Here is a 25,758-nt window from a genome sequence, read left to right as displayed (position 1 = left end):
CGGCGGGCAGTGGGTAACGACGCTCACGCCGCGTCATGCGCGGCGATGTTGCAATATTGCCCCTTGAAATACAGCAGCGGCTGCGTGGCCACCGCGTCTTGCAGGTCCAGCGCCTTCACTTCGCCGATCACGATCAGGTGATCCCCGGCCACGTGTTCGGCATGGATTTCGCAATCGAGCCAGTGCAGGCTGCCGGCAATGATCGGGTTACCGAGCGGCGATGCCCGCCACTCGATGCCGTGCCATTTGTCGGTGCCGCGTCGGGCGAACTGGTCGGAAATCGCGACCTGCTCGTCCGACAGGATATTGACGACGAACCGGCCCGCCCGGCGAATGCCCGGGTAGCTGCCCGAGCTGGACATCACGCTGAACGACACCAGCGGCGGGCTCATCGATACGCTGTGGAACGACTGGCACGTGAAGCCGACCGGCTCGCCATCGACCTGCGAGGCAATCACCGTGATGGCGGATGCGTAATGCCCGAGCGCTTCGCGAAAGCGCAATGGCTCGATGGCGGTGCTGGAAAGTGACATGGTGGATGCGCAATGCCCGGGGCGGTTCGATCGGAAGCGACGAAGGCTTGTCAGTTCGCGAGTTCCCGCCGGATGATTTCCGCGCCCGCGCTCAACGCTTCCAGCTTGCCTCGCGCCACGGCACGCGACAGCGGAGCCATGCCGCAGTTGGTGCACGGATAGAGCTTGTCGGCATCCACGAACTGCAGCGCCTTGCGCAAGGTGCCGGCGACTTCCTCAGGCGTTTCGACGGTGTTGCTGGCCACGTCGATGGCGCCCACCATCACCTTCTTGCCGCGGATCAGTTCGATCAGTTCCATCGGCACGTGCGAGTTATGGCACTCCAGCGAAACCATGCCGATGCTCGACTGCTGCAGCTTCGGGAAGGCTTCCTCGTATTGCCGCCACTCGGACCCGAGCGTCTTCTTCCAGTCCGTATTGGCCTTGATGCCGTAGCCGTAGCAGATATGCACGGCCGTCTCGCACTTGAGGCCTTCGATCGCGCGCTCCAGCGTGGCCACGCCCCACTCGTTCACTTCGTCGAAGAACACGTTGAACGCGGGCTCGTCGAATTGAATGATGTCGACGCCGGCGGCCTCCAGTTCCCGCGCTTCCTGATTCAGGATCTTCGCGAACTCCCAGGCCAGCTTTTCGCGGCTCTTGTAGTGATCGTCGTACAGCGTGTCGATCATCGTCATGGGGCCGGGCAGCGCCCACTTGATCGGCTGCTTCGTCTGCCGGCGCAGGAACTTGGCGTCCTCGACGAACACCGGCCTTTGCCGGGCCACGTCGCCGACCACGGTCGGCACGCTCGCGTCATAGCGATCGCGAATCCGGACGGTCTTGCGGTTCTGGAAATCGACGCCGTCCAGGTGCTCGATGAACGTCGTCACGAAATGCTGACGCGTCTGCTCGCCGTCGCTGACGATATCGATCCCGGCATGTTGTTGCTCTTGCAACGACAGACGCAACGCATCCTGCTTGCCCTCGGCCAGCCCCTCGTCCTGCAGTTTCCACGGCGACCAGAGGGTCTCCGGTTGGGCAAGCCAGGAGGGTTTGGGCAGACTGCCGGCGGTCGAGGTGGGCAACAATTTTTTCACGTTGGATGGCCTTGTGTTTCTGATGGATCAAAGTGCGAAGTTGGCGGACCACTGCTCGAGAACCGCCCGGTGCGGCTTGATGAAATGCTCCTCGGCAAACCTGCCCTGCTCGACAGCCAGCCGGCTGCGTTCTTCCCGGTCGTAAACGATGCGGGTCAACGAGAAATCCTCGTGCTTCAGGCTCGGCTGGTAGGACGTCCCGGCCGCGGAATTCGCGTTGTAGATCTCGGGCCGGTAGATTTTCTGGAACGTGTCCATCGTGCTGATGGTGCCGATCAGCTCGAGATCGCTGTAGTCGCCGAGCAGGTCGCCGGAGAAATAAAACGCCAGCGGCGCAACGCTGTTCGGCGGCATGAAGTAGCGCACCTTCAGGCCCATTTTCCGGAAGTATTCGTCGGTCAGCGAATATTCGTCCTGCTGGTATTCGATGCCCAGCACCGGATGCTGGTTCGCGGTCCGGCGATAGGTCTTGCTGCTCGACACGCTCAGGCAGATCACGGGCGGCTTCTTGAAGTTGGCCTTGTAGGCGCTCGAATTCACGAAGCACTTGAACAGCTTGCCGTGCAGGTCGCCGAAATTCTCCGGCGTGCTGAATCCGGGCTGATGCTTCGTGTGCTCCAGCAGCAGGACGCTGAAGTCATAGTCCCGCACGTAGGACGAGAAGTTGTTCCCGACGATGCCTTCGATGCACTCGTTGGTCTTGCGATCGACGATGCTCGTCTTCAGGATTTCGATCAGGGGCAGGCCGGCGCGGCTGCTTTCTCCGTCGATATTCATTTCGACGGAAATGATGTCCAGCTTGACGCTGTAGCGATCGCCTGCCGGATTATCCCAATGCGCGAGGGCATTGAAACGGTTGTCGATCATCTTGAACGTGTTGCGCAGGTTCGCCTGACGGCTCGCTCCCCTGGCCAGGTTGGCAAAGTTGGTCGTGATGCGCGTGCTGTCCGACGGACGATAGTCTTCATCGAAGCCGATACGCTTGATGGTAAAGGTGAAATCTTTGCTCATGTGGATCCGCAACCCTGATTCCCGGGATGAACCGGCGTTCATCCTTGACGTTCAATATGCGCCGAATTTGCTTTCCGGTTTGTCCTCGGAAAGGTGCGCAGCATCGGCATTCGGGTCAAATTCTATGGCCGGCGATCCATGAAAAAAAGTGAATTTATCTCATAAAACCATTAGCCACGTTCATGTGTATCGAGTGTATCGAGGGGGCTCGTGGCGCGACCTTTCCGGCCGCGAGCGCAGCATTTTCAGGCCGTTTCGCCGGGCGATCCCGGCACGGGCGGCAGGATCAGGATTCGATCGCGGAGTCGTCGTCGCCGTGGAACTTCACGCCGGGCTGAACGCGCTCGCGGCCGCTTTCCTGCCGATGTCGATTGGCATCGCGCGGCGAGTGGACGCCGCCGCAATAGGCCTGCCGGTAGAAGTTTTCGCGCTTGCCGGCCTCGATCATGCGCGCCGAGCGGCCGCCTTTTCGCCGGTTGTATTCCCGATACGGCATGCCGGGATCATGCGAGGCCGCGCGCGCCGCGGCCGTTGACCTGTTGTAGGTTCTCCGCGACGGCTCAGGCCACTTCGGCGTGTTTCGCCTGTTCGATGAAGGCGCGCAGGTAATCGATGCCCACGTCCGCCTCGCGCGTCCCCAGAAAGATGTGCTTGGCGATCCCGTGCTTGCCGAGCCGCACCGGCACCACGTCCATCGCGTCCGCGTATTCCAGCACCAGCCAGCGCGGCAGCGCGGCCACGCCACGGCCGCTGGCCACCATCTGCAGCATGATGTCGGTGGTCTCGATCGCCTTGTGGCGCTTCGGCGTGATGCCGGCCGGCGCGAGAAACAGGCTGTAGATATCCAGGCGATCGACCGGCACCGGGTAGGTCACCAGGATCTCGTTGGTCAGCTGTTTGGGCGTGATGTATTCCTCCTTGGCCAGCCGGTGGTTGCCGGCCACCACCAGCACCTGCTCGTAGTCGAACACCGGTTCGAACACGAGGCCCGGCTTGTCGAGCGGATCGGGCGTGACCAGCAGGTCGATCTCGTAGCCGAACAGCGCGCCGATGCCGCCGAACTGGAATTTCTGCTTGACGTCGACATCCACGTCCGGCCATGCGGCCAGATATGGCGACACGACCTTCAGCAGCCACTGGTAACACGGATGGCATTCCATGCCGATGCGCAGCGCGCCTCGCTCGCCCTGAGCGAACTGCTGCAGGCGTTCCTCGGCCAGATTCAGTTGCGGCAGCACGCGGTTGGCCACCGCCAGCAGATATTGGCCGGCCTGGGTCAGGCGCAGGCTGCGGCCTTCGCGCAGCCAGATGTCGGTGCCGAGCTGCTGCTCCAGCTTCTTCATGCTGTGGCTCAGCGCCGATTGCGTCACGTGCAGGACGCCCGCGGCCGCAGTCAGCGAACCCTGCTTCTCCACTTCCTGCACGATGGCCAGATGAATACGATCAAGCATGGAAAATGAGTGAAATTCATGGAGTTTCGAGATAAGCCGATCTTACTTCATCGGTCGTGCCGCTTGCGATCCGTCCATGCAAAAAAACGGCGCGGCCCCATCCAGGCGCCGCGCCGCTTTCCTTCATGCCGGGCCGAAGCGCCCCGGCAACGCCGTCCTCAATCCTTCGCCAGCGCCCGCTCGACCGTGATGTGCGTCGGCATCATGTTGACGTTGGCGTTATGGATCACCCACAGCGACAGCCCGACGATCACGGCGATCAGGAAGCCCGTGCAGAGGAAGATGCCGGTGTTCGCGCGCTGGCTGCGCGCCGAGCCGATGTGCAGGAAGTAGATCAGCTGCACGATCAGCTGCGCGACGCAGGCCACCGTGATCGCGGCCAGCCCGAAGCGGCGCGGCACGACGTCGGTCATCACCGCGCCGAACGACACCAGCGTCAGCAGCACCGACAGGATCATGCCGATCACGTAGCTCTTCAGCGTGCCGTGCGAGGCGTCGTGCGCGGCATGCGCCGGCGAATGATGCGAATGCGAGCTGGGTTTCATACGAACTCCCGCAGATAAACGAAGGTGAACACGCAGATCCAGACCAGATCCAGGAAGTGCCAGAACATGCTGAGGCAGGCCAGACGGCGGCGCACCATGCCGGTCAGGCCGAACTTCCTGACCTGATGCATCATCACCGCGATCCACAGCAGGCCGCAGGTCACGTGCAGGCCGTGCGTGCCGACCAGCCCGAAATACGCGGACAGGAACGCGCTCGTGTGCGGCCCGGCGCCGTCGGCGACGAGCTTCGCGAACTCGTGGACTTCCATCGCGATGAAGCCCGCGCCGAACACGAAGGTCACCGCCAGCCACGGGATCACCGCGCCGCGCCGCCCGGCGTTCATCGCCAGCATCGCGAGGCCGAACGTGAAGCTGCTGACCAGCAGCAGCATGGTTTCGCCGAGCACGTAGTCGAGCTCGAACAGGCCCTGCCCGGTCGGCCCGCCGGCCGTGGCGTTGGCGAGCACGCCGAACGTCGCGAACAGCGTGGCGAAGATCAGGCAGTCGCTCATCAGGTAGATCCAGAAGCCGAGCGTGGTCTTGCTGCCGTCGTCGTGATGCGCGTGGCCGTGGCCGGCAGCGTGGTGGCCGTCATGGCCGGTTTGCGAGATAGTCTGCGCGCTCATCATGCGACCTCGGTTTCGTTGAGCGGCACGAGCGGCACGTGACGCTGCAGTTGCGCGAAGCGCGCGTTTTCGATCCGCTCGACCTCGGCGGCCGGCACCCAGTAATCGGTATCGGTGTTGTAGCTGCGGGCGACGAAGGTACCGACCATGCCGAGCAGCCCGATCACCACGAACGGCCACATGTGCCAGACGAACGCGAAGCCGAGCAGCATGCCGAACGCGGCGATGATCACGCCGGCCGCGGTGTTGCGCGGCATGTGGATGTCTTCGTAGTGCGTCGGCTGCACGTAGGCGCGGCCGGTTTCCTTGTCTTCCCAGTGCTGCTCGATCGAGGTGATGGTCGGCACGATCGCGAAGTTGTAGAACGGTGCCGGCGACGAGGTCGACCATTCGAGGCTGCGGCCGTTCCACGGATCGCCGGTGGCATCGCGCAGCGCATCGCGGCGGCGCACGCTCACGTAGATCTGCACCAGCATCGCGAGGATGCCGAGGCCGACGAACACCGCGCCCACCAGCGCCACCACCAGCCACGGATGCCACGACGGCACCGAGTAGTGGTTCATGCGGCGCGTCATGCCCTCGAAGCCGAGGATGTAGAGCGGCGTGAACGCGAGCCAGTAGCCGATCAACCAGCACCAGAACGAGACCTTGCCCCAGAACTCGTCGAGCGTGAAGCCGAACACCTTCGGGAACCAGAAGCTGATGCCGGCCAGGCAGCCGAACACCACGCCGCCGATGATCACGTTATGGAAGTGCGCGACCAGGAACAGGCTGTTGTGCAGCACGAAGTCGGCGCCCGGCACGGCCAGCAGCACGCCCGTCATGCCGCCCACGGCGAACGTCACCATGAAGCCGATGGTCCAGAGCGTCGAGCTGTGATAGCGGATCCGCCCGCGGTACATCGTGAACAGCCAGTTGAACAGCTTCACGCCGGTCGGGATCGAGATGATGGTGGTCATGATCCCGAAGAACGCGTTGACGTTCGCGCCCGAGCCCATCGTGAAGAAGTGGTGCAGCCAGACGAAGAACGACAGGATGCCGATCGACGAGGTCGCGTACACCATCGACTTGTAGCCGAACAGCGGCTTGCCCGAGAACGTCGCGATGATCTCCGAGAACGCGCCGAACGCCGGCAGGATCAGGATGTACACCTCGGGGTGGCCCCACACCCAGATCAGGTTGATGTACATCATCGCGTTGCCGCCGAGCTCGTTCGTGAAGAAGTGCATGCCGAGGTAGCGGTCGGCCGTCAGCAGCGCGAGCGTGCCCGTCAGCACCGGGAACACGGCGACGATCAGGATGTTGGTGATCAGCGCGGTCCAGACGAACACCGGCATCTGCATCAGCTTCTGCGTCGGCGCGCGCATGCGCAGGATCGTCACGATGAAGTTGATGCCGGTGAGCGTGGTGCCGAGGCCCGATATCTGCAGGGACCAGATGTAGTAATCCACCCCCACGGTCGGACTGTAGCCAAGCTCGGAGAGCGGCGGATAGGCCACCCAGCCGGTCGCCGCGAAATCGCCGACGAACATCGACACCATCACCAGCATCGCGCCCACCACGGCGAGCCAGAAGCTCAGCGAGTTCAGGAACGGATAGGCCACGTCGCGCGCGCCGATCTGCAGCGGCACCACCACGTTCATCAGCCCGAGGATCAGCGGCGTCGCCACGAAGAAGATCATGATCACGCCGTGCGCCGTGAAGATCTGGTCGTAGTGATGCGGCGGCAGGTAGCCGGCCGCGTCGTTGTTGGCGATGGCCTGCTGCGCGCGCATCATGATCGCGTCGGCGAAGCCGCGCAGCAGCATCACGATCGCGAGCGCGATGTACATCACGCCGATCTTCTTGTGGTCGACCGAGGTGAACCATTCACGCCACAGGTACGGCCATTTCCCCGCGTAGGTGATCGCGCCGAGCAGGGCCGCGCCAAGCACGAGCACCACGGCGAGCGTGCCCATGATGATGGGTTCGTGCCAGGGTATGGCATCGAGAGTGAGCTTTCCAAACATGATGTTTACCGGGTAGCGGAATTGGGCGCGTCGGCGCCGCCGGAAGAAAGGGAAACCGAGGCCAGGCGCGCCGGCGAGAGCGTCGACGACACCACGCCCGGCGAACTCGGCGTGCAGCTCGGGTTCGCCGAGCCGGCGCGCATCGCGGTTTCGAGCACGTTGTCGAACAGGTTCGGCACCACGCTCGCGTAGAGCGTCGGCGCGTTCTTCTCGCTGGGCTGCGCGAGGCGCGCGTAGGCGGCCGCGTCGAGCGTGACGCTCGCCTTGCGGGCGCGCGCGATCCAGGCGTCGAACTCGCCGCGGCTCGTCGCGTAGGTCTGGAAGTGCATGTCCGAGAAGCCCGGGCCGCTGAACGCCGAGGACTGGCCGAGATAGGTGCCCGGCTCGTCGGCGATCAGGTGCAGGCGCGTCTGCATGCTCGGCATCGCGTAGACCTGGCTGCCGAGCTGCGGGATGAAGAACGAGTTCATCAGCGATTCGGCCGTCAGCTTGAAATCGACCGGCGTGCCGACCGGCACCGCGAGTTCGTTGACCGAGGCGACGCCGTAGTCCGGATAGATGAACAGCCACTTCCAGTTCAGCGCGATCACTTCCACGCGCACCGGCTTCTCGCCGGATTCGATCGGCCGGTACGGATCGAGGCTCAGCGTGGTACGCCAGATCAGCACGCCGAGAATGATCACGATCACACACGGGATCGACCACACCACCACCTCGATCGCGGTCGAATGCGACCAGCGCGGCGCGTAGGTCGCGCGCGTGTTGCCGGCGCGGTAGCGCCACGCGAACCACAGCGTCAGCGCGATCACCGGGATCACGACCAGCAGCATCAGGCCGAGCGCGATCAGGATCAGGTTCTTTTCCTGCACGCCGATGTTGCCCTTCGGGTCCAGCAGCACGGCGTTGCAGCCGCCGAGCAGCAGCAGCGCGCTCACCGGCAGCAGGCGCGCGGCCGACGCCGCGCGATGCGCCAGCGAACGCGGGCCCGGGGATGAGGAGGAAAGCGACGACGGGGAATGCGGTGGACCCGATTCGACATCGGGCCGGCTTCGAAAAGAGGGAGTGCGCATGGGGGGATGTCCGTGGTGGCCATACGCGCAAATCCGTCCACTCGCATCGCTGCCCGTCCACGCCGGCCCCCGGAACGCGCGGCCGGCTGGCCGTGCATACAAAACAGAATATGTATGGATTTACGCGCTTCGATGTCGGATGGTAGAGTAAGACATTGCACATACATACCGCGACAGAATGACGCAAAAACTTTCCGGTGCCATCGATGTATGGAATGACGCACTGGCCGAGGGCCGAGGGCCGCGCTATCTGCAGATCGCCAGCTTCATCGAGCGCGCGATCGCCGACGGGCGCCTGCAGCCCGGCGATCGCGTGCCGCCGCAGCGGCAGCTCGCGCAGCGGCTCGGGGTGGACCTGACCACCGTCACGCGCGGCTTCAACGAGGCACGCCAGCGGCATCTGCTGGAGGCGCGCGGGCCGCTCGGCACGTTCGTCGCCGCGCCGAAGGCCGAACTCGCGCAGCGCGTCGACCTCAGCATGAACATCCCGCCGCCGCCGGCCGGTGTCGATCTCGAGCAGCTGCTGCGACGCGGCATGTCGCAAGTGCTGCTGCGCAGCGACATCGACCTGCTGATGACCTACCACGTGGGCGGCGGCAGCGAGGCCGACCGCACCACCGCGGCCGGCTGGCTGCGGCCGATGCTCGGCGAGGTGCCGCGCTCGCGCGTGGCGGTGAGCCCCGGCGCGCAGGCGGCGCTGGCCGCGCTGATCGTCGCGATGACGAGGCCCGGCGACACCATCGCCTGCGAGCCGCTCGTCTATCCGGGGCTGCCGCTCGCGGCCGGCCAGCTCGGCCGCATCGCGCGGCCGATCGAGACCGACGCGCACGGCATGCGGCCCGACGCGCTCGACGCGGCCTGCCGCGAGCCGGCCGGCGCCGGAGGCAGCGGCATCCGGCTGATCTACCTGAACCCGACGCTGCAGAATCCCACCGCCACCACCATGCCCGCGCCGCGCCGGCAGGAACTGCTGAAGGTGGCGCTGCGGCATCGGCTGCCCATCGTCGAGGACGATCCGTACTGGCTGTTCGCGCCCGACGCGCCGCCGCCGCTCGCGCGCATCGCGCCGGCCCAGGTGGCGTATCTGTCGACGCTGTCGAAATGCCTGTCGCCGGGGCTGCGCACCGCGTTCGTCGCGCTGCCCGACGAGCCCTCACGCGACGCGTTCCTGATCGCGCTGCGCTCGTTCTCGCTGATGTCGCCGCCGCTGACGAACTCGCTCGTCACGCAATGGATCAACGACGGCTCGGCCGCGCAGCTGCTCGACGGCGTGCGCGTGGAGGCGCGCGAGCGGCAGCGCGCCGCCGCGCAGGTGCTCGGCGCGGTGGCCGGCGACGGCGCCGGCATCCATCTCTGGTATCCGCTGCCGAGCTACTGGGCGCCCGGCGAACTGGCGGCCGCGGCCGGCGCCGAGGGGCTGGCCGTGGCGCCGTCCACGGCGTTCCATCTCGGCGGGCAGGCGCCGGGCGCGATCCGCATCTCGCTCGGCGCGACGCCCGATCGCACGCAGCTGCACGCGGCGCTCAGGCGGCTGTCGGTGCTGCTGGCGAGCGACGTGTCGAGCGGGCGCGGGATGATCGTCTGAGGGAGCGGCGAAGGGGAAACGCGGGGGGAAGGCGGGGAAATACAGGGAGGGCGGGAAGGACGGCCGCCGGGGCGGCCGGGGTTCGATGCGACGGCCCGGCTTCGGGTCTCGCCGGCCGCGCCCGGAAGCACGATCCGTGAGGCCCGAAGCCGGCGTTCGCTCAGATCTCCACGCCGGGATTGCGCGTGGCCGGCGCGACCGGCACCGGTGCCGGCGTGCGGGCCGGCGCCGCGGCGCGGGCGGGCGGCGCGACCGGCACGAGGTACAGCACCGGGCGCGGCGCCTGCATCACCACCACCGGCGGGCCGACGAACATCGCGTCGAATGGGCCGCCGGCGAAGCCGGGCATGCCGCCGAACGCGGCCTGCTGGAGCGCCTGCATCTGCACTTGCATGCGCGCCTGCAGCGTGGCCATCTCGGCCATCTGGGCACGCATCTGCGACTGCATGCGCGCCTGCATCTGCCGCATCATCGCGGGGGACATCGACGGCGCCGCGGGCGCGGCGCCGCCGCTGCTGCTGGTCTGCATCACGAAGCTGGCACCGCCGTCGGGGCTTTGCCAGCTCCAGGTCTTCACATGGGCCGGACCGGCGGCGGTCTGCACGATCCGGGACGTTTCGTGCGCGGCGACGGGCTGGCCGTCGACCTGCACGAATACCGGATCGGACGCCATCGCGAGGACCGGCGCCAGCACGAACGCGCCGGCGATGATCGCTGCATGAAGTCGCATCGGTTTCTTCTCCTGTCGTTATCGCTCGTCGGGACGGGCGGCGAAAATGTCGCGCGGAAATGTTCGGCGACGAGGCTTAAACGAGGCTTAAAAACGGAGCTCGCCGGCTCGAACCGCCGCTTTCCTGGCAATGCGCTCCACAGCGCACCACGGAGGCCTCCAATCAACCGCCCAAGCCACTCTCCACAATTTCAGAAAAAACCATTAACCACAATTAGTTACGCTACAATTTCGCATCCACCGAACCCTCCAGGCAACCGCCCATTCCGGCCTCCAAGGCTCGCCATGACCAGCATCGCCACATTTCAACCGCTATTCCCCGAGGAGCGCGTCCTGGAGGGCTCGATCGAGCGGGCCGCCGCGCTGATCGACAAGGCCCAACTGCTGTTGAAGGTCGATGGCACCCCGTTGGCCGCCGCGCTCGTGCCGCAGTTGCGCAGCATGAATTCGTACTACACGAACCGGATCGAAGGGCAGCACACGACACCGGCGCTGATCGAGGCGGCGCTTCACAAGCAGTATTCGCCCGATGTGGACGAGTATCGAAAACAGCGCATGGCGATCGCTCACATCGCGGCCGAAGCGGAGCTGGAAGCGGAGTGGCGCGATGCATCGGTATCCGATCTGTTCGAGCCGGCCCGGGTCCGGGAAATCCATGCCCGTTTTTTTGCGGCGATGCCCGAAGCGCTCCGGTTCACGCCGGAAGGGGACCCGATCATCCCGGGCGCGCTACGCGACAAGGAGGTGATCGTCGGGCGACACAAGGCGCCCGAGCTTGCCATGATCGAACCGCTGCTGGCGGCATGGGAGGCGCGCTATCGGCCGATTCGGGCGCGCGAATACCAATTGATCGCCATCGCCTGCGTCCACCATCGGCTGGCCTGGATTCATCCGTTTATCGACGGCAACGGCCGCGTCTGCCGCCTGCATTCGCATCTCGCCCTTCGCGCGGCCGGCTTGACCAATGGCCTCTGGTCGCCGCTGCGCGGCTTTGCCCGCACCCACGAGGCCTATGACACGCGGCTCGCCGATGCCGACATGACGCGCCGGAGCGATCTGGACGGACGGGGCAATCTTTCCCAGGAAGCCCTGGTCCGGTTCATCGACTATTTCCTCGATTGCTGTCTGGACCAGGTCAACTTCATGCTGAAGATGGTCGATTTCGACGGCGTCGCGCAGCGCCTGAAAGACCTGCTGCTTTATCTCGAGGCCAATCCATGGCGAACCGGCTCGGAAAAATCCGTGGTCAAGCCGGCACTCACGGCCATTCCGCTCGAATTCATCGCGCTGCGCCGTTCGCTGCCGCGTGCCGACTTTATCCGGATGCTCGGTGAAAGCGACAGCACGAGCCGCCGCATCATCCGCAGCCTGCTCGACTTCGGCATCCTGAAAGCAGCCTCCCATCGCGACGAACTCGCGTTCAATCTGCCGCTGAAAAGCCTGCGCTTCGTTTTCCCGAAACTCTGGCCCGAAGTCGATCCGGACTGATCCGGTGCCGGGCGTCATGCGTTCACGCCGCGCGCCCGCTCCCCCCGACATAAGCCAGCGCAAACGCCCGGAACCGCTCCACCGCCGGACTATTACGCTCCACGCGCCAGCCGAGATCGAGATCGGCGACCGCCTCGGGCGTCCATAGCGGCCGGAACACCACGTCGCGGATCCCGAGTTCGCGGGCCGAGGCCGGCACGATCGCCAGACCGATCCCGGCGCGCACCAGCGTCACCACGGTATGGGTCTGGTCGAGCTGCTGCACGGCGTCGACGTGGACGCCGGCCGCCGTCAGCAGCGCGACGATGCGATCGTGGAAATACCGGCCGCCATCGGCCGAATACATCACGAACGGCACGCCGTGCAGGTCCGCCGCGGCGATCGCCGTGCGCGCGGCCAGCGGATTCGCGGCCGGCACCACCGCCAGCAGCGGCTCGCGCGCGAGCCGCGCGACGCCGATCGCCGGATCCGCCGCCTGCGCGCGCAGGATGCCGATGTCGAGCGCGCGCGTCTTCAGCGCATCGAGCTGCGCCACCGACACCATCTCCTTCAGCACCAGCCGGATCCCCGGCAATTGCTCGCGCGCGGCCGCGAGCAGCTCGGGCACGAGCCGGTAGCCGGCCACCGCGGTAAAGCCGACCGTGACCTGCCCGGCATCGCCGCGCGCCACGCGCCGCGCCGCGTCGGCGGCCTCGTCGGTCAGCCGCAGGATGCGCCGCGCGTCGTCGTAATAGGCGCGCCCGGCGTCGGTCAGCTTCACGCTGCGGCTGTTGCGCTCGAACAGCAGCAGCCCGAGCGAATCCTCCAGCAGCTGGATCTGCCGGCTCAGCGGCGGCTGCGTCATGAACAGGCGCGCGGCGGCCCGGCCGAAATGCAGTTCCTCGGCCACGGCCACGAAACAACGCAGATGATTGAGTTCGACCATCATTCCAGTTTTTGTATTGATCGATGCGGAATATAGCTTAGACCTCGATCGATCGCCTGCCTATACTCGTTCGCACCCGGTCGCCGGGCCCGCGCGGCGGGCCTTGCCGGCGCACCACCGATTCATCGTTCGAGATCCCACACCGCATGCCGTCCGACATCCTGCTGATCAACCCCGTCCTGCCGTCGCTGGACCGCCAGCTCGCCGAGCGCTACACGCTGCACCGCCACTACGAGCAGGCCGATCCGGCCGCCCACCTGCGCGAGATCGGCGCGCGCATCGGCGGGGTGGTCACGGGCGGCGCGTCCGGCATCCGCAACGCGGTGATGGACCAGCTGCCGAACCTGAAGATCGTCGCGATCAACGGCATCGGCACCGACGCCGTCGATCTCGCCTACGCGCGCGACCGCGGCCTGCATGTCTCGACCACGCCCGGCGTGCTGACCGACGACGTCGCCGATCTCGCGATCGGCCTGCTGCTGTCGGTCTGCCGCGGGCTCTGCCACGGCGACGCGCAGGTGCGCGCGGGCCAATGGGGCAAGGCCGCCGCGCTGCCGCTCGCGCGCAAGTTCAGCGGAATGCGGATCGGCATCGTCGGGCTCGGCCGCGTGGGCCGCGCGATCGCCGCGCGCGCCGCCGCGTTCGGCTGCCCGATCGCCTATACCGACCTGCGCGAACTCGACGGCGTGCCGCACCGCTTCGTCGCCGACCTCGCGCAGCTCGCCGCCGACAGCGACGCGCTGGTGCTGGCCGCGTCGGCCGACAACGCCGAACGCATCATCGACGCGACGGTGCTCGACGCGCTCGGCCCCGACGGCTACCTGATCAACGTGGCGCGCGGCAAGCTCGTCGACGAGCCGGCGCTGGTGCGCGCGCTGATCGAGCGCCGCATCGCGGGCGCCGGGCTCGACGTGTTCGTGGACGAGCCGAACGTGCCGCCCGAACTGTTCGCCCTGCCGAACGTGGTGCTGCAGCCGCACCGCGCGAGCGCGACGGTGCAGACGCGCGAGGCGATGGGCGCGATCGTGCTCGACAGCCTCGCGGCCAGCTTCGCGGGGCAGCGCCCGGCCACCAGCGTCACGCCCTGACGCGGCGGGCGGCGGTTCCGGGCGGCAACTCGCCACCGGCGGCCCGCCCCGCTTCACCGCCCCGCTTCACCGCATCGCATCGAGCAACACCCGGCAGCACCGGACCTCGCGCACCCCGCCCGCGCGATGCCGACAGAACCAGAACCATCCCGTATCGCATGGGAGGAGACACATGAAAAGCATCGACATCACGCGTTCGAACGGCGCCGTCGCGAGCGGCCGGATCGGCCATTTCCGCTACTGGATCCTCGCGCTGATCTTCTCGGTTACCGTGCTCAACTACGCCGACCGCGCCACGCTGTCGATCGCCGGCACCTTCGTGTCGAAGGACCTCGGCCTCACGCCGGCCGCGCTCGGCGTGGTGTTCTCGGCGTTCGGCTGGGCCTACGCGATCGGCCAGATCCCGGGCGGCTGGCTGCTCGACCGCTACGGCGCGCGCCGCGTCTACGGCGCGAGCATCGTGCTGTGGTCGCTGTTCACGATCTCGCAGGGCACCGTCTCGCTGATCGGCAGCGCGGCCGGCGCCACCGCCGCTCTGTTCGTGATGCGCTTCATGCTGGGCCTGGTCGAATCGCCGGCGTTCCCCGGCAACGCGCGGATCGTCGCGACCTGGTTCCCCACCAACGAACGCGGCACCGCGAGCGCGCTGTTCAATTCGGCGCAGTATCTGGCCGTGGTGATCTTCACGCCGCTGATGGCGTGGCTGACCCACCGGCTCGGCTGGCACCACGTGTTCTTCTTCATGGGCGCGCTGGGGCTGGCGATGGCGGTGCTCTGGTTCGCCGTGCTGCGCGATCCGGCCTCGCATCCGCGCATGAGCCGCGCCGAATTCGAGCACATCGCCGCGAACGGTGCGCTGGTCGGCCTCGACGACGCGAAGGCCGGCCCCCGCCGCCGCTTCACCTCGCGCGAGATCGGCGCGCTGTTCACGAGCCGCACGCTGTGGGCCGTCTATATCGGCCAGTACTGCATCACCGCGCTCACCTACTTCTTCATCACCTGGTTCCCGATCTACCTCGTCAAGGCGCGCGGCATGAACATCATGACGGTCGGCTTCGTGGCCGCGCTGCCGGCGATCTGCGGCTTCAGCGGCGGCGTGCTGGGCGGCATGCTGTCGGACTTCCTGATCCGCCGCGGCGTATCCACCTCGGCCGCGCGCAAGACGCCGTTCCTGCTCGGCATGGTGCTCGCCACCTCGCTGATGCTCGCGCCGTGGGCCGGCTCGGATGCGGCGGTGATCGTGATCGTCTCGCTGGCGTTCTTCGGCAAGGGGCTCGGCGCGATCGGCTGGGCCGTGCTGGCCGACGTCGCGCCGCGCGACATGACGGGCCTGAGCGGCGGCATCTTCAACGGCATCGGCAACACGGCCGGGATCGTCACGCCGCTCGTGATCGGCTTCGTGGTGGCCACCACCGGCTCGTTCGACCGCGCGCTCTGGTTCGTGGGCGCGCACGGGATCGTCGCGATCCTTGCCTACGGCGTACTGGCCGGCAGGTTCGAGCGCGTGGCGCTGCCGGCCCCGGCCGCGTGCGGGTCGGGCGGCCGCTGAGCGCGCGCGCCGGCGCACGTCTTCACGCCCACGGTCGGTCAGCCGCTGCGTTTACCGGCCGGCGGATGCCGCGCGGCACCACGCCGGGCGGCGATTCGAGTTCGCGCATCCGGGGCGCCGCGCCGGACCGGGCCCTGGCGCCCGGTCATGACGAACACCGCGTCGTCATCGGCAGCGGCCTGCCGCCTGATCCACCGCGTTCCGCCCCGACGCGGGCCCTGGGCGTCGCGTCGATGCCGCGTGCCGCGGGGACGACCACGTTCACGCCACGCCCACGACCACCTTTCCGAAGTGCGCCCCCGACGCCAGATAGGCGTAGGCGTCCGCCGCGGCCTCGAACGGAAACACCCGGTCGACCACCGGCTCGATGCCCGCCTGCCCGACCGCTCGCACGGCGCCCGCCAGATCGCTGATCGACCCCGTCTGGCTGCCCAGGATGTTCAGCGTCTTCACCATCACGGGCAGCACCGGCATCGTCACCTCCATGCCGCCGATGAAGCCCACCACGTACACCGTGCCGCCGATCCCGGCCGCGTTGATCGAGCGTGCAAACGTGCCGCCCCCGACCGTCTCGACGACCAGGTCCGCCCCCCGGCCGCCGGTTGCCTCGAGCAGCGCTTCATCCCAGGCGGGCCGCGCGCGATAGTTGATCAGCACGTCGGCGCCGAGCTGTTTCGCCCGTTCGAGCTTGTCATCCGACGACGACGACACCACCACCCGCGCACCGGCGGCTTTCGCGAACTGCAGGGCAAACAGGCTCACCCCTCCCGTGCCCAGCAGCGCCACCGTCGACGCCGGCCCGATCCGGCTTTTCACGATGGCGTTCCAGGCGGTGGTGGCCGCGATCGGCAACGTGACCGCCCGCGTGTACGGCATGCCGTCGGGAATGCGCACCAGCGCGCTGGCCGGAACGACCGCATAGTCGGCGAGCGAGCCCGGCATGGTGACGCCGCGAATGCGCCGCGTGTTCGCTTCGGTAGGCAAACCCGCCGGCCAGTCGACCATCGACCCGGCGATCACGCGGTCCCCGATCGCCCAGCCACGCACGCGCTCCCCGATTTCAGCGATCTCGCCGGCGCCGTCCGTGCCGGGGACGAACGGCGCCGACGGGTCGCCCAGCCGCCCTCGCGCCACCATCAGGTCCAGATAATTCAGTCCGGCGGCATGCAGCCGGATCAGGACTTCGTCCGCCGCCGGCCGGGGCGTGGGCATCTCGCCTGGAAGGAGTTGCCAGGTGTCTCCGGGTATCAACTGGAAAGCGCGCATCGTCCGTCACTCCGTCATGGTTGTCGACCAGCCCATGCTAGCCGACGCCAATCTCTATAATCGATCCGGAAAACACGACATCCTTGCGTGGAGTGCATGAATGAACAGCGTGGAAGCGGACGAAATCGGCGCGTTGCTCGCCGTGCTCGAGACCGGCAGTTTCACGGCCGCGGCACGGCAGCTCGGGCGCGACAGCTCGGTCATCTCGCGACGCCTGAAGGCGCTGGAAACACGGCTCGGCACCCGGCTGGTCGAACGGACGACGCGCCGCCTGTCCGCCACGGAGGCCGGCGCGCGCCTGCGCGAACGCGTGCAGGAAGCCATGCAGTTGATCCGCGGCGGCGAGGAAGAAGCGCGCTCGTTGAGCGCGTCGCCGATCGGATTGCTGCGCCTGAGCCTGCCGGCCGGTTTTGGCCGGCGCTGGATCGCGCCCCGGCTGCCCTCGTTTCTCGCCCGTTATCCGGCGCTGGAAGTGGAAGCCGTATTCACCGACCGCTTTGTCGACCTGATCGCGGAGCGCTTCGACGCCGGCGTGCGCATCGGGCGGCTGGAAGACAACCGGCTCGTCGCGCGGCACGTGCGGACGATGCGCCGGCTGCTGTGTGCATCGCCCGCCTATCTCGACACGCATCCGCCCATCCGTCATCCGCGGGATCTGGTTCAGCACGCATGCATCGGGTTCACGCCGATGGCCTCGCATCCGGTCTGGCATCTTTCGCGGCACGGACAGCGCCACGCCGTGCGCACCCGTCCGCGGCTCGCCACCGACGATATCGATGCGTTGATGCACGCCGCGTTGCAGGGAACCGGCGTGGCCTATTGCGCCGACTGGATCGTCGCGAACGCTTTGCGCGAGCAACGCCTCGTCGAGGTATTGCCCGGATGGGAAGTGGCCGGTGACGAAACGATGCATGTGATCCGCGCGTCGGCCCACTTCACGCCGGCGAAGGTGCGCGCGTTCATCGACTGGGTAGCGGAGGAATTCGCGCATCCGCCGTGGGCCAGGCAAACCGGCGAGTCGCCGGGCGCACCGGATACGCGAGCGGGCTCGGCCTGACGCCGGATGACGAGCGTCGGCGAGCACGCCACGGCCGCCCGCATGCAGGTGCCGGGCAAAGCGGCCACGAGGCCGGAACGCCGCCGCGGACCGTTCCGGCAGCGGCGCCGGCGGTAAAAATACCGGCCGCGATCACGGCGGCGCCACCCCGGGACGCCCACCCGGCAATCCTTGCCGATCGCGTGCCGCCTATACCCGCGATCGGCTGCTTTCGCCTTGAGGTTTGTCATCGTCACTTAACAAGGCTCGCCGCACGGCGGCCACTTCGCGTAAACTGCGCCAGATCCTCCCTTCGCGCTTCGCCGCGTGGGTCGAAGCACCCGTAATGCCAGGAGATGCCCCGCATGCACGCAGTGCCCTTGTCGCAACCCGACGACGTGATTGAACCGACCGCCACCACGCCAGTGCGCGATCTGCGCCGCGTGCCCATTCACCCCGATTTCTGGTACCCGCTCGCCTGGTCGCGCGAACTGAAGCGCGGCAAGACGCTCGGCGTGCATTTCGCCGGCGATCCGATCGTGCTGTTCCGCGGCGAGTCGGGCACGGTATTTGCGCTCGAGGACCGCTGCGCGCACCGCCAGGTGCCACTGCATGCCGGCGTAGTGGACGGCGACGCACTGCGCTGCGGCTACCACGGCTGGACCTACGACTGCAGCGGCAAGTGCGTGGACGTGCCCTATCTTGGCAAGGAGCGGCTGCCCAACGGCGTGCGCTCGTATCCGTGCCGCGAGGTGCAGGGCCTGATCTTCGTGTTCACCGGCGATCCGGCGCTGGCCGACGAAAAGCCGCTGCCGGCGCTGCCCACCGTGTCCGATCCGAAGTACAAGACACGCCGTTTCGGCCGCCCGGTGAAGTGCCATTACTCGTTCATGCACGAGAACCTGATGGACATGAACCACCAGTTCCTGCATCGCCGCGAGATGGGGCAGATGAAGGCGCGCTCGCTGGGCCGCCGGCGCGGCGACGGCTGGGTGGAAGTGGACTACACGTTCTCGCGCGCCGAGGGCAAGCAGCCGATCGGCGAGGCGCTCGTGTTCGGTGCGAGCAAGAAGCCGCAGGATCAGAGCGACAAGAGCGTGATGACGATCCGCACCGAATACCCGTACCAGACGCTGAAGATCCTCTCCAGCGAAGGCACGCTGGTGATGGACCTGTGGATCGTCTACGTGCCGCTCGACAGGCAGCAGCGCACCAACCGCACGTTCGGCATGCTGTCGATCCGCAAGCCGTCGTTCCCGTTCGCGCTCGAGATGGCCTGGCCGCTGCTGGTGTGGTTCACCGAGCGGATCTTCAAGGAAGACCGCTGGATCGTCGAGCGCGAGCAGGAAGCGCACGACATGCAGGGCGAGGACTGGAACCACGAGGTGTTCCCCGTCATCAACGACCTGCGCGACGTGCTGCGCACCAACGGCGCGCGCACCGTGATCCCGATCCTCAATCTCGGCGCCGAACCGCGGCCGGCCGCCTGAGGCGGGCCGCGCTCGCTTCCCTCTTCCATGAGCAGCGGGCGCGACTCCGGTCGCGCCCGCGCTGTCTCCGCGCTCCGCTTTCCGCTCTTTCAGGCCGCGAACGCGCCGCGCATCAGCAGATGCTCGAAGTCCTTCAGCGCGGCGGCGGCCGTCGCCTGCGGGCTGGTGCGACCGATCGCGATCAGTTCGCCCATCGCATCGGTTTCGATCCGCACCGCCTTCATGCCGGCGCCCACCCGCGCGAACGGATGATCGGCCGCGTAGGTGCGCAGCTGCACCGCCGCGCCGACGCTGCCGTCGGCCTGCCGCTCGATGCGGCCGACCAGCTTCGGCACCAGGCCGGCCGCGCGCCAGCGCGCCAGATCCTCGCCGCTCACGCGCTCGATCCCCTCGCGCGCGATCGCATCGAGCGCGAGCCGCGCGCCGAAACCGGCGTTCGCGAGAATGCAGACCTTGCAGGCGGTGTCGGAGCCGTCGACGTCGAAGCTCGGGTCGGGCTCGGCCATGCCGAGCCGCTGCGCGTCGGCGAGCGCCTCGGCGAACCCGGCGCCGCCCGTCATCCGGTCGAGCACGTAGTTGGTGGTGGCCGTGAAGATGCCCTCCATCACGCGCACCTCGCAGCCGGCCGCGTTGTAGTCGAGCAGGTCGATGGTGGGCAGCGCGGCCGCGGTCGCGCCGCTGATCTTCAGCGCCACGCCGTTCGCGTCGGCCAGCGCGCGCAGCCCCGGATAATCGACCACCAGCGCGCCCTTCGAGATCGCGACGCCATGGATGCCGGCGCCGAGCGCGGCGCGCAGATAGCCGAGGCCCGCGCCGCCCGTGCGATAGTCGGTCGGCCCCGCCTCGATCAGCACCCGCGGGCGCGCGGCGGCCACGAACGCGGCGCCGGCCAGCGCCGGGTCGAGCGCCACGTCGGCCGCGAGCGCATCGGTGCCGGCGGGCAGCCCGTCCGGCGCGACGAGGCCGCCGCGCGACCGGCTGATGCCGGTCAGCCGCACGTCCACGCCGTAGTGCTCGCGATAGCGCGGCCGGCGCGCCTCGAGCAGCTGCGCAACCCTCCGGCCGATCGCGCCGAACCCCGAGATGGCGACGTTGCAGCGGCTCATGACGGCTCCCGGCGGCTCGCGCTCACTTCGCGAACAGCTTGCCGAGATCGGCGAACGCCTTGAATTCCAGCGCGTTGCCCGACGGATCGAGGAAGAACATCGTGGCCTGCTCGCCGGGCTCGCCCTTGAAGCGGATGTACGGCTCGATCACGAACTGCGTGCCGGCCGCGCGCAGCCGGTCGGCCAGCGCGTGCCACTGCTCCAGCGTCAGCAGCGCGCCGAAATGGCGGACCGGCACGCCATGGCCGTCCACGGCGTTGGTGCGCGCGATGCCCGTTTCGTCCGGCGCCAGATGCGCGACGATCTGATGGCCGTACAGGTTGAAATCGACCCACTCGGCCGAGCTGCGCCCTTCGGGACAGCCGAGCAGGTCGCCATAGAAGGCCCGCGCGGCCTCGAGGCTATGCACGGGAAACGCGATGTGGAACGGAAGCAGCGGGGCGGCGGATGCGCTCATGGATCGGGACTCTGAAGTTGGGGACGGGCGCCGCGCGGCTCTCGCACGGCAGGACGACGAACGCCATCTTACCGATGAGCTTTATCGATAAAAAACGATATTTTTCCGATCTGACAATCGATTTTTTTGATCAAACCGGCGGCCCGGCGAGGCCCGCCCCGGCGATGCCCAGCGCCATCACGCCCTTGCCGCCCGTCGCCATCGCGATGCAGGCCTTCGCGAGCACCTCGGTCGGATCGACCAGCACCGCCCGTGCGCCGTCCGGCGCGACGTAGTCGGCCATCGGCAGCAGCAGCGGCAGCTCCGTGCAGCCGAGCAGCACCACGGCGGCGCCGGCCTCGATCAGCGCGTCGAGCGCCGCGCCGATGTCCTCGCGGCAGCGGCCCTCGGTGAAGCCGGCCTTCACGCCGGCCTTGCCGTAGATCGCCGCCATCACGCGCGCCTGCAGCGCCGGCGGCGGCACGCGCTGCGCGAAGCCCTCGGCGGCCAGCGCGTCGCGGTAGACGCCGCTCGCGAGCGTGCCCGAGGTGGCCAGCACGCCGATCTCGCGCAGCGCCGGGAAGCGCTCGCGCAGATGGCGCGCCGTCACCGTCAGCATGTTGACGATCGGGATGCCCAGATGCGGCTGGATGCGCTCGACGAACGCATGCGCGGTATTGCACGGAATCGCCACCAGATCCGCGCCGCCCTGCTCCAGGCGCTTGCAGGTGGCGTAGAGCGAGACGGTGGGATCGGGGCCGTCGCCGATCAGATGCGCGGTGCGATCGGGAATCTGCGGGTTCTGCTCGACCAGCACCTTCAGGTGGTCCTGGTCGCGTGCGGCCGGCGTGTGGTCGACCAGCTTGCGCAGGAAATCGACGGTCGCGGCCGGCCCCACGCCGCCCACCACGCCGATCCGCATCGGCCCCGGCTCGGCCGCCGGTCCGCCGCCTCCCTCGCCGGCCCCGACGTCCAGCACGTAGTGCGCATAGACCGCGTTCGAATCGATCAGCGGCACCGGCAGCGGGCCGATCGCGTCGGCCGCGAGCGCGATCTCGGTCAGGCCCGGCATGATCAGGTCGGCGCCCTGCGCGACGAGCGACTCGCAGGCGCGCCGCAGCAGTTCGGCCGGGCGGCCGGCCGCGTAGCCGTCGCGAATCCCGTCGGCGCCGTAGACGGCCTCGGTCACCGCGTCGCCGCCGGCCACGTCCCCGGTCATATCCCCGTCCGCATCCTCGGCCGGATAGATCAGCGTGAACCCGGGCGCCGTGAAATACCGTTCGAACAGCCGCGCCTCGCGCGTCGCGGCCGAGGCCAGCACGCCGATGCGCCGCGCCGCCGGATAGGTGCGGCGCACGTGCTCGCGCACCGCCTCGACGATGTCGACGATCGCGAGCGGCGTGTTCGCGCGCAGTTCGTCGATGAAGGTATGGCTCAGGAAGCACGGCAGCACGACGGTGGTCACGCCGCGCCGCTCGAACTCGCGAATCCGGTCGAACACGTAGAGCTTGCGCTCGCTGGTGGCCACGCGGTCCGAGCCGGCGCCGCGCCACGGCCGCTGCTCCAGGATCGCGTCGAGCGGCGCGGCGCCGGGCTGCCCGAGCGCGGCGCGCATCAGCTTGCCGAACACGTCGGCGCCGGCCAGCGGCCCGAGGCCGCCGACGATGCCGTAACGCCGCGCGCCGGCGGCGGGTGCCGGGGCGGCCATCATTGCGCCTCGCCCGGCAGCCGGTCGAGTTCGAAGCGCGTCGCGTCCGCGGCCGGCGCGCCCGCCGCCGCGGCTGCCGCCTCGCGCCGCGCCTCCCATTTCGCGATCACGGCCGTCGCGACGCTGTTGCCGATCACGTTCGTCATGGTGCGGCCCATGTCGAGGATCTGGTCGATCGCGAGCACCAGCGCGACGCCGGCCGCCGGCAGATGGAACATCGGCGCGACCGCCGCGACCACCACCACCGAGCCGCGCGGCACGCCCGCCATGCCCTTGCTGCTCAGCATCAGCACCAGCAGCATCGCGAACTGCTGCGAGACCGGCATGTCGATGCCGAACGCCTGCGCGATGAAGATCGCCGCGAACGACTGGTACATCATCGAGCCGTCGAGATTGAACGCATAGCCGAGCGGCAGCGTGAAGCCGACCACCTTCTGCGGGATGCCGAAACGTTCCAGCTGCTCGATCAGGCGCGGATAGGCGGCTTCGCTGCTGGCCGTCGAGAACGCCAGCAGCGCCGGCTCGCGCACCGCCTTCAGCAGGCCCAGCACCTTGCGGCCGAGGAACAGGTAGCCGACGCCGGCCAGCAGCACCCACAGCAGCACCAGCGCGGCGTAGAACGCGCCGATCAGCTTGCCGTAGGTGAGGATCACGTCGAGCCCGCGCAGCGTGACGGCCGAGGCCACCGCGCCGAACACGCCGAGCGGCGCGGCCAGCATCACGTAGCCCGTCAGGCGCAGCATCACCGGCACCAGGCCGTCGACCGCGCCGACCAGCAGCGCGACGCGCGGGTCGCGTTTCAGCGCGCCGAGCCCGAGCCCGAAGAACACCGAGAACACCAGGATCTGCAGGATGTCGTTGCGCGCCATCGCGTCGAGCAGGCTGGTCGGGAACGCGTGCGTGAGCACGTCCTTCACGTTCAGCGCGGCGGTATTGAGGCCGGCCACGGTGTCGTCGGCGCCGGCCGTCAGGTGCAGGCCGGCACCGGGCTGCAGCAGGTTCGCGAACACCAGCCCGATCAGCAGCGAAACGAACGACGCGCAGAAGAACCACGCCACCGTGCGCGCGCCGATGCGCCCGACGTCGCGGCCGCCCTCCATGCCGGCGAGGCCCGAGACGAGCGTGGCGAACACCAGCGGCGCGATGATCATCTTGATCAGTCGCAGGAAGATGTCGGTCAGGATGCCGAAATAGCCGGCGATCGCCTTGGCCTGCGCGGCGTCGGCCGCGTTCGCATGGCACAGATAGCCGGCGACGCCGCCGAGCACGATGCCCGCGGCGATCCAGAAGGTAAGGCGTGATTTCATGTCCGTCCCCGGGAGGGTGCCGGGCGGGTGCGAGAAGCCGCGCGGCGCGTTGTGAAGGAAAAGTCGGATGACGACGGGCGCGAGGCCGGCATCGGCGCCGCCAGACCGTCAGCACGGATGGTAGGGATGACCAAAAAGGTGATGATGCGAGTGTGGCATGCGCGTATGCGGAATCCGCATGGTGCAGGAAAACACCGGGAGGGGAACCGGACCCGGTGACGCAGAGGAGGCGTCGGGTCCGTCGTGGAAAAGACGAGGATGGGCCGCCGGGCGCAACCGCGGCGCCCGGACGTCGACCAGGCAGTCAGGCCGTGATGCCGGCGCCGTCCGGCTTGCGCGCCTCGAGCAGCCGGCCCACCGCCTGCGCGATCCGTTCGACGCCGGGATTCTTGAAGGCCAGCGGGCCGGCCGCCGGCTCGCGATGGGCCAGCATCGTCGCGTTCGCCTCGAACACGAGCACGCGCCCGTCCGGCAGCAGCGAGAAATCGATCCCGGCGTAGTCGAGGCCGAGGCGCGCGCCGACGGCATCGAGCGCGGCCATCGCCCGCGCGCCGAGCGCCTCGGCCGGACTCGCGAGAAAGCGGCGCTCCTCGTCGAGTTTCCAGGCATGCTCGGTCATCTCGGCCGAGAAGTAATGCACCAGCCAGCGGCGCGAAATGGCCAGATGGTAGGCATGCGGCACGCCGCCGACATGGATCATGCGGTACTTGCGGTAGTGGCCGTCGGCGCCGCGCGAGTCATGGAACGCGGTCGCGTAGCAGGGGCCGGACAGCTCGCCCAGCGCGGCCCACAGCGCTTCGGGCGTGGCCTGCAGCGTGACCTGGTCGCCGCCGTGGCTCGCCGCGGGCCGCAGCAGCACCGGGAAGCCGACGCCGGCTTCGGCCAGCTCGCGCGCGAGCGCCGGCACGTTCGCGGGGCGCGCGGCCAGGCGCACGCAGGCCGGCACCACCAGATCGGCGATGTCGGCCAGCAGCGCGCCGATGCGGTCGCGGCGCGTGCGGGCCACCGCGTCCGGCGCGTTGAGGACGGGGCGCGGGCACGCCGCCATGAAATGCGCGAGCCGCTCGCCGAGCGGTTCGGCCACGTCGGCATCGCCGAGCGCGTTGAAGACGAGATCGTAGGGCGGCAGCTGGCTGTCCTCGGCCGCGTCGGCATAGTCGATCGCGTAACGGATGCGGCAGACGCGGGCCAGCGGCAGCAGGCCGCCGATCGGCACGTTGCCGTTGCCGCGTCCGCAGCCGAGGATCAGCAGGCGCAGCGGCGCCGGCCCCAGCGCCGGCTCGATGAACACACGCTGCAGCCGGTAGGCTTGCGAACGATGCGCGGCGGCCGCCTCGGGCTGGCCGTCCCCGTCGAGCAGCACCGCGAGGTTCTGGTGCGCCGCCGCGATGCCGGGCGCGATCGCCAGCGTGTGCCGGTACCAGTGGCGCGCGTCGGCGTGCCGGCCGTGCATCAGGTAGACGGTCGCGAGGTTGTAGAGCGCCAGCGCGCGCTGCTCGTCGGGCGCCGCGCCGAGCATGCGCAGCGCGGCCAGCGCCAGCTCGTGCGCGGCGGCGCCGGCCGTATCGCCGTGGGTGCGCAGCATCGCGAGCAGCCGCTCGTGCAGATCGGCGTCGAGCGGCGCGCGGTCGAGCCGCCGCGACAGGTCCGCGATCCCTTCCGGCACGACGGCCGCGGCGGCTGTGGTCGAAGCGGGCGACGGATTCGGCGCGGTCATCGG

The 25,758-nt window shown here is 68.3% G+C and carries 23 protein-coding genes; 6 read left to right on the top strand and 17 right to left on the bottom strand.

Annotated features, from left to right (window positions below; translation table 11 throughout):
- Positions 1-23: 23 nt before the first annotated feature.
- The 9 genes from BpN12_RS01615 to cyoA all read right to left on the bottom strand — a co-directional run bounded on the left by BpN12_RS01615 (position 24) and on the right by cyoA (position 8,324).
- On the bottom strand, positions 24-533 hold the full coding sequence (locus tag BpN12_RS01615; protein ID WP_246793544.1) for a flavin reductase family protein: 510 nt from the start codon (positions 531-533) through the stop codon (positions 24-26).
- A gap of 50 nt (positions 534-583) precedes the next feature.
- The gene (locus BpN12_RS01610; RefSeq protein ID WP_246793543.1) at positions 584-1,612 is read right to left on the bottom strand and encodes a methionine synthase; all 1,029 of its coding nucleotides are present in this window, start codon (positions 1,610-1,612) and stop codon (positions 584-586) included.
- Positions 1,613-1,639: 27 nt separating this feature from the next.
- Positions 1,640-2,623 carry a DUF1852 domain-containing protein gene (locus tag BpN12_RS01605; RefSeq protein ID WP_246793542.1) on the bottom strand — a complete coding sequence of 328 codons (984 nt, stop codon included), beginning with the start codon at positions 2,621-2,623 and terminating at the stop codon, positions 1,640-1,642.
- A 286-nt stretch (positions 2,624-2,909) separates the two neighbouring features.
- On the bottom strand, positions 2,910-3,119 hold the full coding sequence (locus BpN12_RS01600) for a hypothetical protein (protein WP_425306277.1): 210 nt from the start codon (positions 3,117-3,119) through the stop codon (positions 2,910-2,912).
- Between the two features lie 64 nt (positions 3,120-3,183).
- Positions 3,184-4,074 carry a LysR family transcriptional regulator gene (locus tag BpN12_RS01595; protein WP_246793541.1) on the bottom strand — a complete coding sequence of 297 codons (891 nt, stop codon included), beginning with the start codon at positions 4,072-4,074 and terminating at the stop codon, positions 3,184-3,186.
- A gap of 158 nt (positions 4,075-4,232) precedes the next feature.
- Entirely contained in the window at positions 4,233-4,619 is a 387-nt protein-coding gene (gene cyoD / locus BpN12_RS01590) for a cytochrome o ubiquinol oxidase subunit IV (protein WP_246793540.1), read from the bottom strand.
- A complete protein-coding gene (cyoC, locus tag BpN12_RS01585) occupies positions 4,616-5,248 on the bottom strand; it encodes a cytochrome o ubiquinol oxidase subunit III (protein ID WP_246793539.1) in 633 nt (210 codons plus the stop codon). Before cyoC ends, cyoD begins: the two co-directional genes overlap by 4 nt.
- Positions 5,245-7,254, bottom strand: coding sequence for a cytochrome o ubiquinol oxidase subunit I (cyoB, locus tag BpN12_RS01580; protein ID WP_246793538.1), 2,010 nt, complete (start codon positions 7,252-7,254; stop codon positions 5,245-5,247). The genes cyoC and cyoB overlap by 4 nt, the downstream gene beginning before the upstream one ends.
- 5 nt (positions 7,255-7,259) lie before the next feature.
- Complete coding sequence (gene cyoA, locus BpN12_RS01575) at positions 7,260-8,324, bottom strand: ubiquinol oxidase subunit II (RefSeq protein ID WP_246793537.1); 1,065 nt, start codon at positions 8,322-8,324, stop codon at positions 7,260-7,262.
- Between the two features lie 178 nt (positions 8,325-8,502).
- On the opposite strand from cyoA, the gene BpN12_RS01570 reads away from it, so the two are divergent.
- Positions 8,503-9,909 carry an aminotransferase-like domain-containing protein gene (locus BpN12_RS01570; RefSeq protein WP_246793536.1) on the top strand — a complete coding sequence of 469 codons (1,407 nt, stop codon included), beginning with the start codon at positions 8,503-8,505 and terminating at the stop codon, positions 9,907-9,909.
- 160 nt (positions 9,910-10,069) lie between these two features.
- Here the strand turns inward: BpN12_RS01570 and BpN12_RS01565 are convergent, their stop codons facing one another.
- The gene (locus BpN12_RS01565) at positions 10,070-10,639 is read right to left on the bottom strand and encodes a YdgA family protein (RefSeq protein WP_246793535.1); all 570 of its coding nucleotides are present in this window, start codon (positions 10,637-10,639) and stop codon (positions 10,070-10,072) included.
- Between the two features lie 285 nt (positions 10,640-10,924).
- Here BpN12_RS01565 and BpN12_RS01560 point away from each other — a divergent pair, with 285 nt between their 5' ends.
- Positions 10,925-12,127, top strand: a complete 1,203-nt coding sequence (locus tag BpN12_RS01560) for a Fic family protein (protein ID WP_246793534.1) — start codon at positions 10,925-10,927, stop codon at positions 12,125-12,127.
- A gap of 22 nt (positions 12,128-12,149) precedes the next feature.
- Here the strand turns inward: BpN12_RS01560 and BpN12_RS01555 are convergent, their stop codons facing one another.
- On the bottom strand, positions 12,150-13,055 hold the full coding sequence (locus tag BpN12_RS01555) for a LysR family transcriptional regulator (RefSeq protein ID WP_246793533.1): 906 nt from the start codon (positions 13,053-13,055) through the stop codon (positions 12,150-12,152).
- Positions 13,056-13,198: 143 nt separating this feature from the next.
- On the opposite strand from BpN12_RS01555, the gene BpN12_RS01550 reads away from it, so the two are divergent.
- On the top strand, positions 13,199-14,140 hold the full coding sequence (locus tag BpN12_RS01550; RefSeq protein WP_246793532.1) for a 2-hydroxyacid dehydrogenase: 942 nt from the start codon (positions 13,199-13,201) through the stop codon (positions 14,138-14,140).
- 172 nt (positions 14,141-14,312) lie between these two features.
- Positions 14,313-15,689: an MFS transporter gene (locus BpN12_RS01545; RefSeq protein ID WP_246793531.1), complete on the top strand. Its 1,377-nt coding sequence runs from the start codon at positions 14,313-14,315 to the stop codon at positions 15,687-15,689.
- Positions 15,690-15,950: 261 nt separating this feature from the next.
- On the opposite strand, the gene BpN12_RS01540 is transcribed toward BpN12_RS01545, so the two are convergent.
- Positions 15,951-16,955 (bottom strand): zinc-dependent alcohol dehydrogenase family protein, encoded by a 1,005-nt coding sequence (locus BpN12_RS01540; protein ID WP_246793530.1) that lies wholly within the window; start codon positions 16,953-16,955, stop codon positions 15,951-15,953.
- Between the two features lie 100 nt (positions 16,956-17,055).
- Here BpN12_RS01540 and BpN12_RS01535 point away from each other — a divergent pair, with 100 nt between their 5' ends.
- Together BpN12_RS01535 and BpN12_RS01530 are read left to right on the top strand one after the other, a co-directional pair.
- Positions 17,056-18,012, top strand: a complete 957-nt coding sequence (locus BpN12_RS01535) for a LysR family transcriptional regulator (protein ID WP_246793529.1) — start codon at positions 17,056-17,058, stop codon at positions 18,010-18,012.
- Between the two features lie 344 nt (positions 18,013-18,356).
- Complete coding sequence (locus BpN12_RS01530) at positions 18,357-19,481, top strand: aromatic ring-hydroxylating oxygenase subunit alpha (protein ID WP_246793528.1); 1,125 nt, start codon at positions 18,357-18,359, stop codon at positions 19,479-19,481.
- Between the two features lie 89 nt (positions 19,482-19,570).
- Here the strand turns inward: BpN12_RS01530 and BpN12_RS01525 are convergent, their stop codons facing one another.
- The 5 genes from BpN12_RS01525 to BpN12_RS01505 form a co-directional block, all read right to left on the bottom strand.
- Positions 19,571-20,587: a homoserine dehydrogenase gene (locus BpN12_RS01525; RefSeq protein ID WP_246793527.1), complete on the bottom strand. Its 1,017-nt coding sequence runs from the start codon at positions 20,585-20,587 to the stop codon at positions 19,571-19,573.
- A 22-nt stretch (positions 20,588-20,609) separates the two neighbouring features.
- Positions 20,610-21,044, bottom strand: coding sequence for a VOC family protein (locus BpN12_RS01520; protein ID WP_042627056.1), 435 nt, complete (start codon positions 21,042-21,044; stop codon positions 20,610-20,612).
- 130 nt (positions 21,045-21,174) lie between these two features.
- Positions 21,175-22,734: a cysteate racemase gene (gene cuyB, locus BpN12_RS01515; RefSeq protein ID WP_246793526.1), complete on the bottom strand. Its 1,560-nt coding sequence runs from the start codon at positions 22,732-22,734 to the stop codon at positions 21,175-21,177.
- Positions 22,731-24,038, bottom strand: a complete 1,308-nt coding sequence (locus BpN12_RS01510) for a dicarboxylate/amino acid:cation symporter (RefSeq protein WP_246793525.1) — start codon at positions 24,036-24,038, stop codon at positions 22,731-22,733. The genes cuyB and BpN12_RS01510 overlap by 4 nt, the downstream gene beginning before the upstream one ends.
- Positions 24,039-24,342: 304 nt before the next feature.
- Entirely contained in the window at positions 24,343-25,755 is a 1,413-nt protein-coding gene (locus BpN12_RS01505) for an ATP-grasp domain-containing protein (RefSeq protein WP_246793524.1), read from the bottom strand.
- Between the last annotated feature and the right edge of the window lie 3 nt (positions 25,756-25,758).

This window comes from Burkholderia perseverans (assembly GCF_022870505.1).
GTDB lineage: Bacteria > Pseudomonadota > Gammaproteobacteria > Burkholderiales > Burkholderiaceae > Burkholderia > Burkholderia plantarii.
This window is presented reverse-complemented; position numbering and strand designations above follow the sequence as displayed.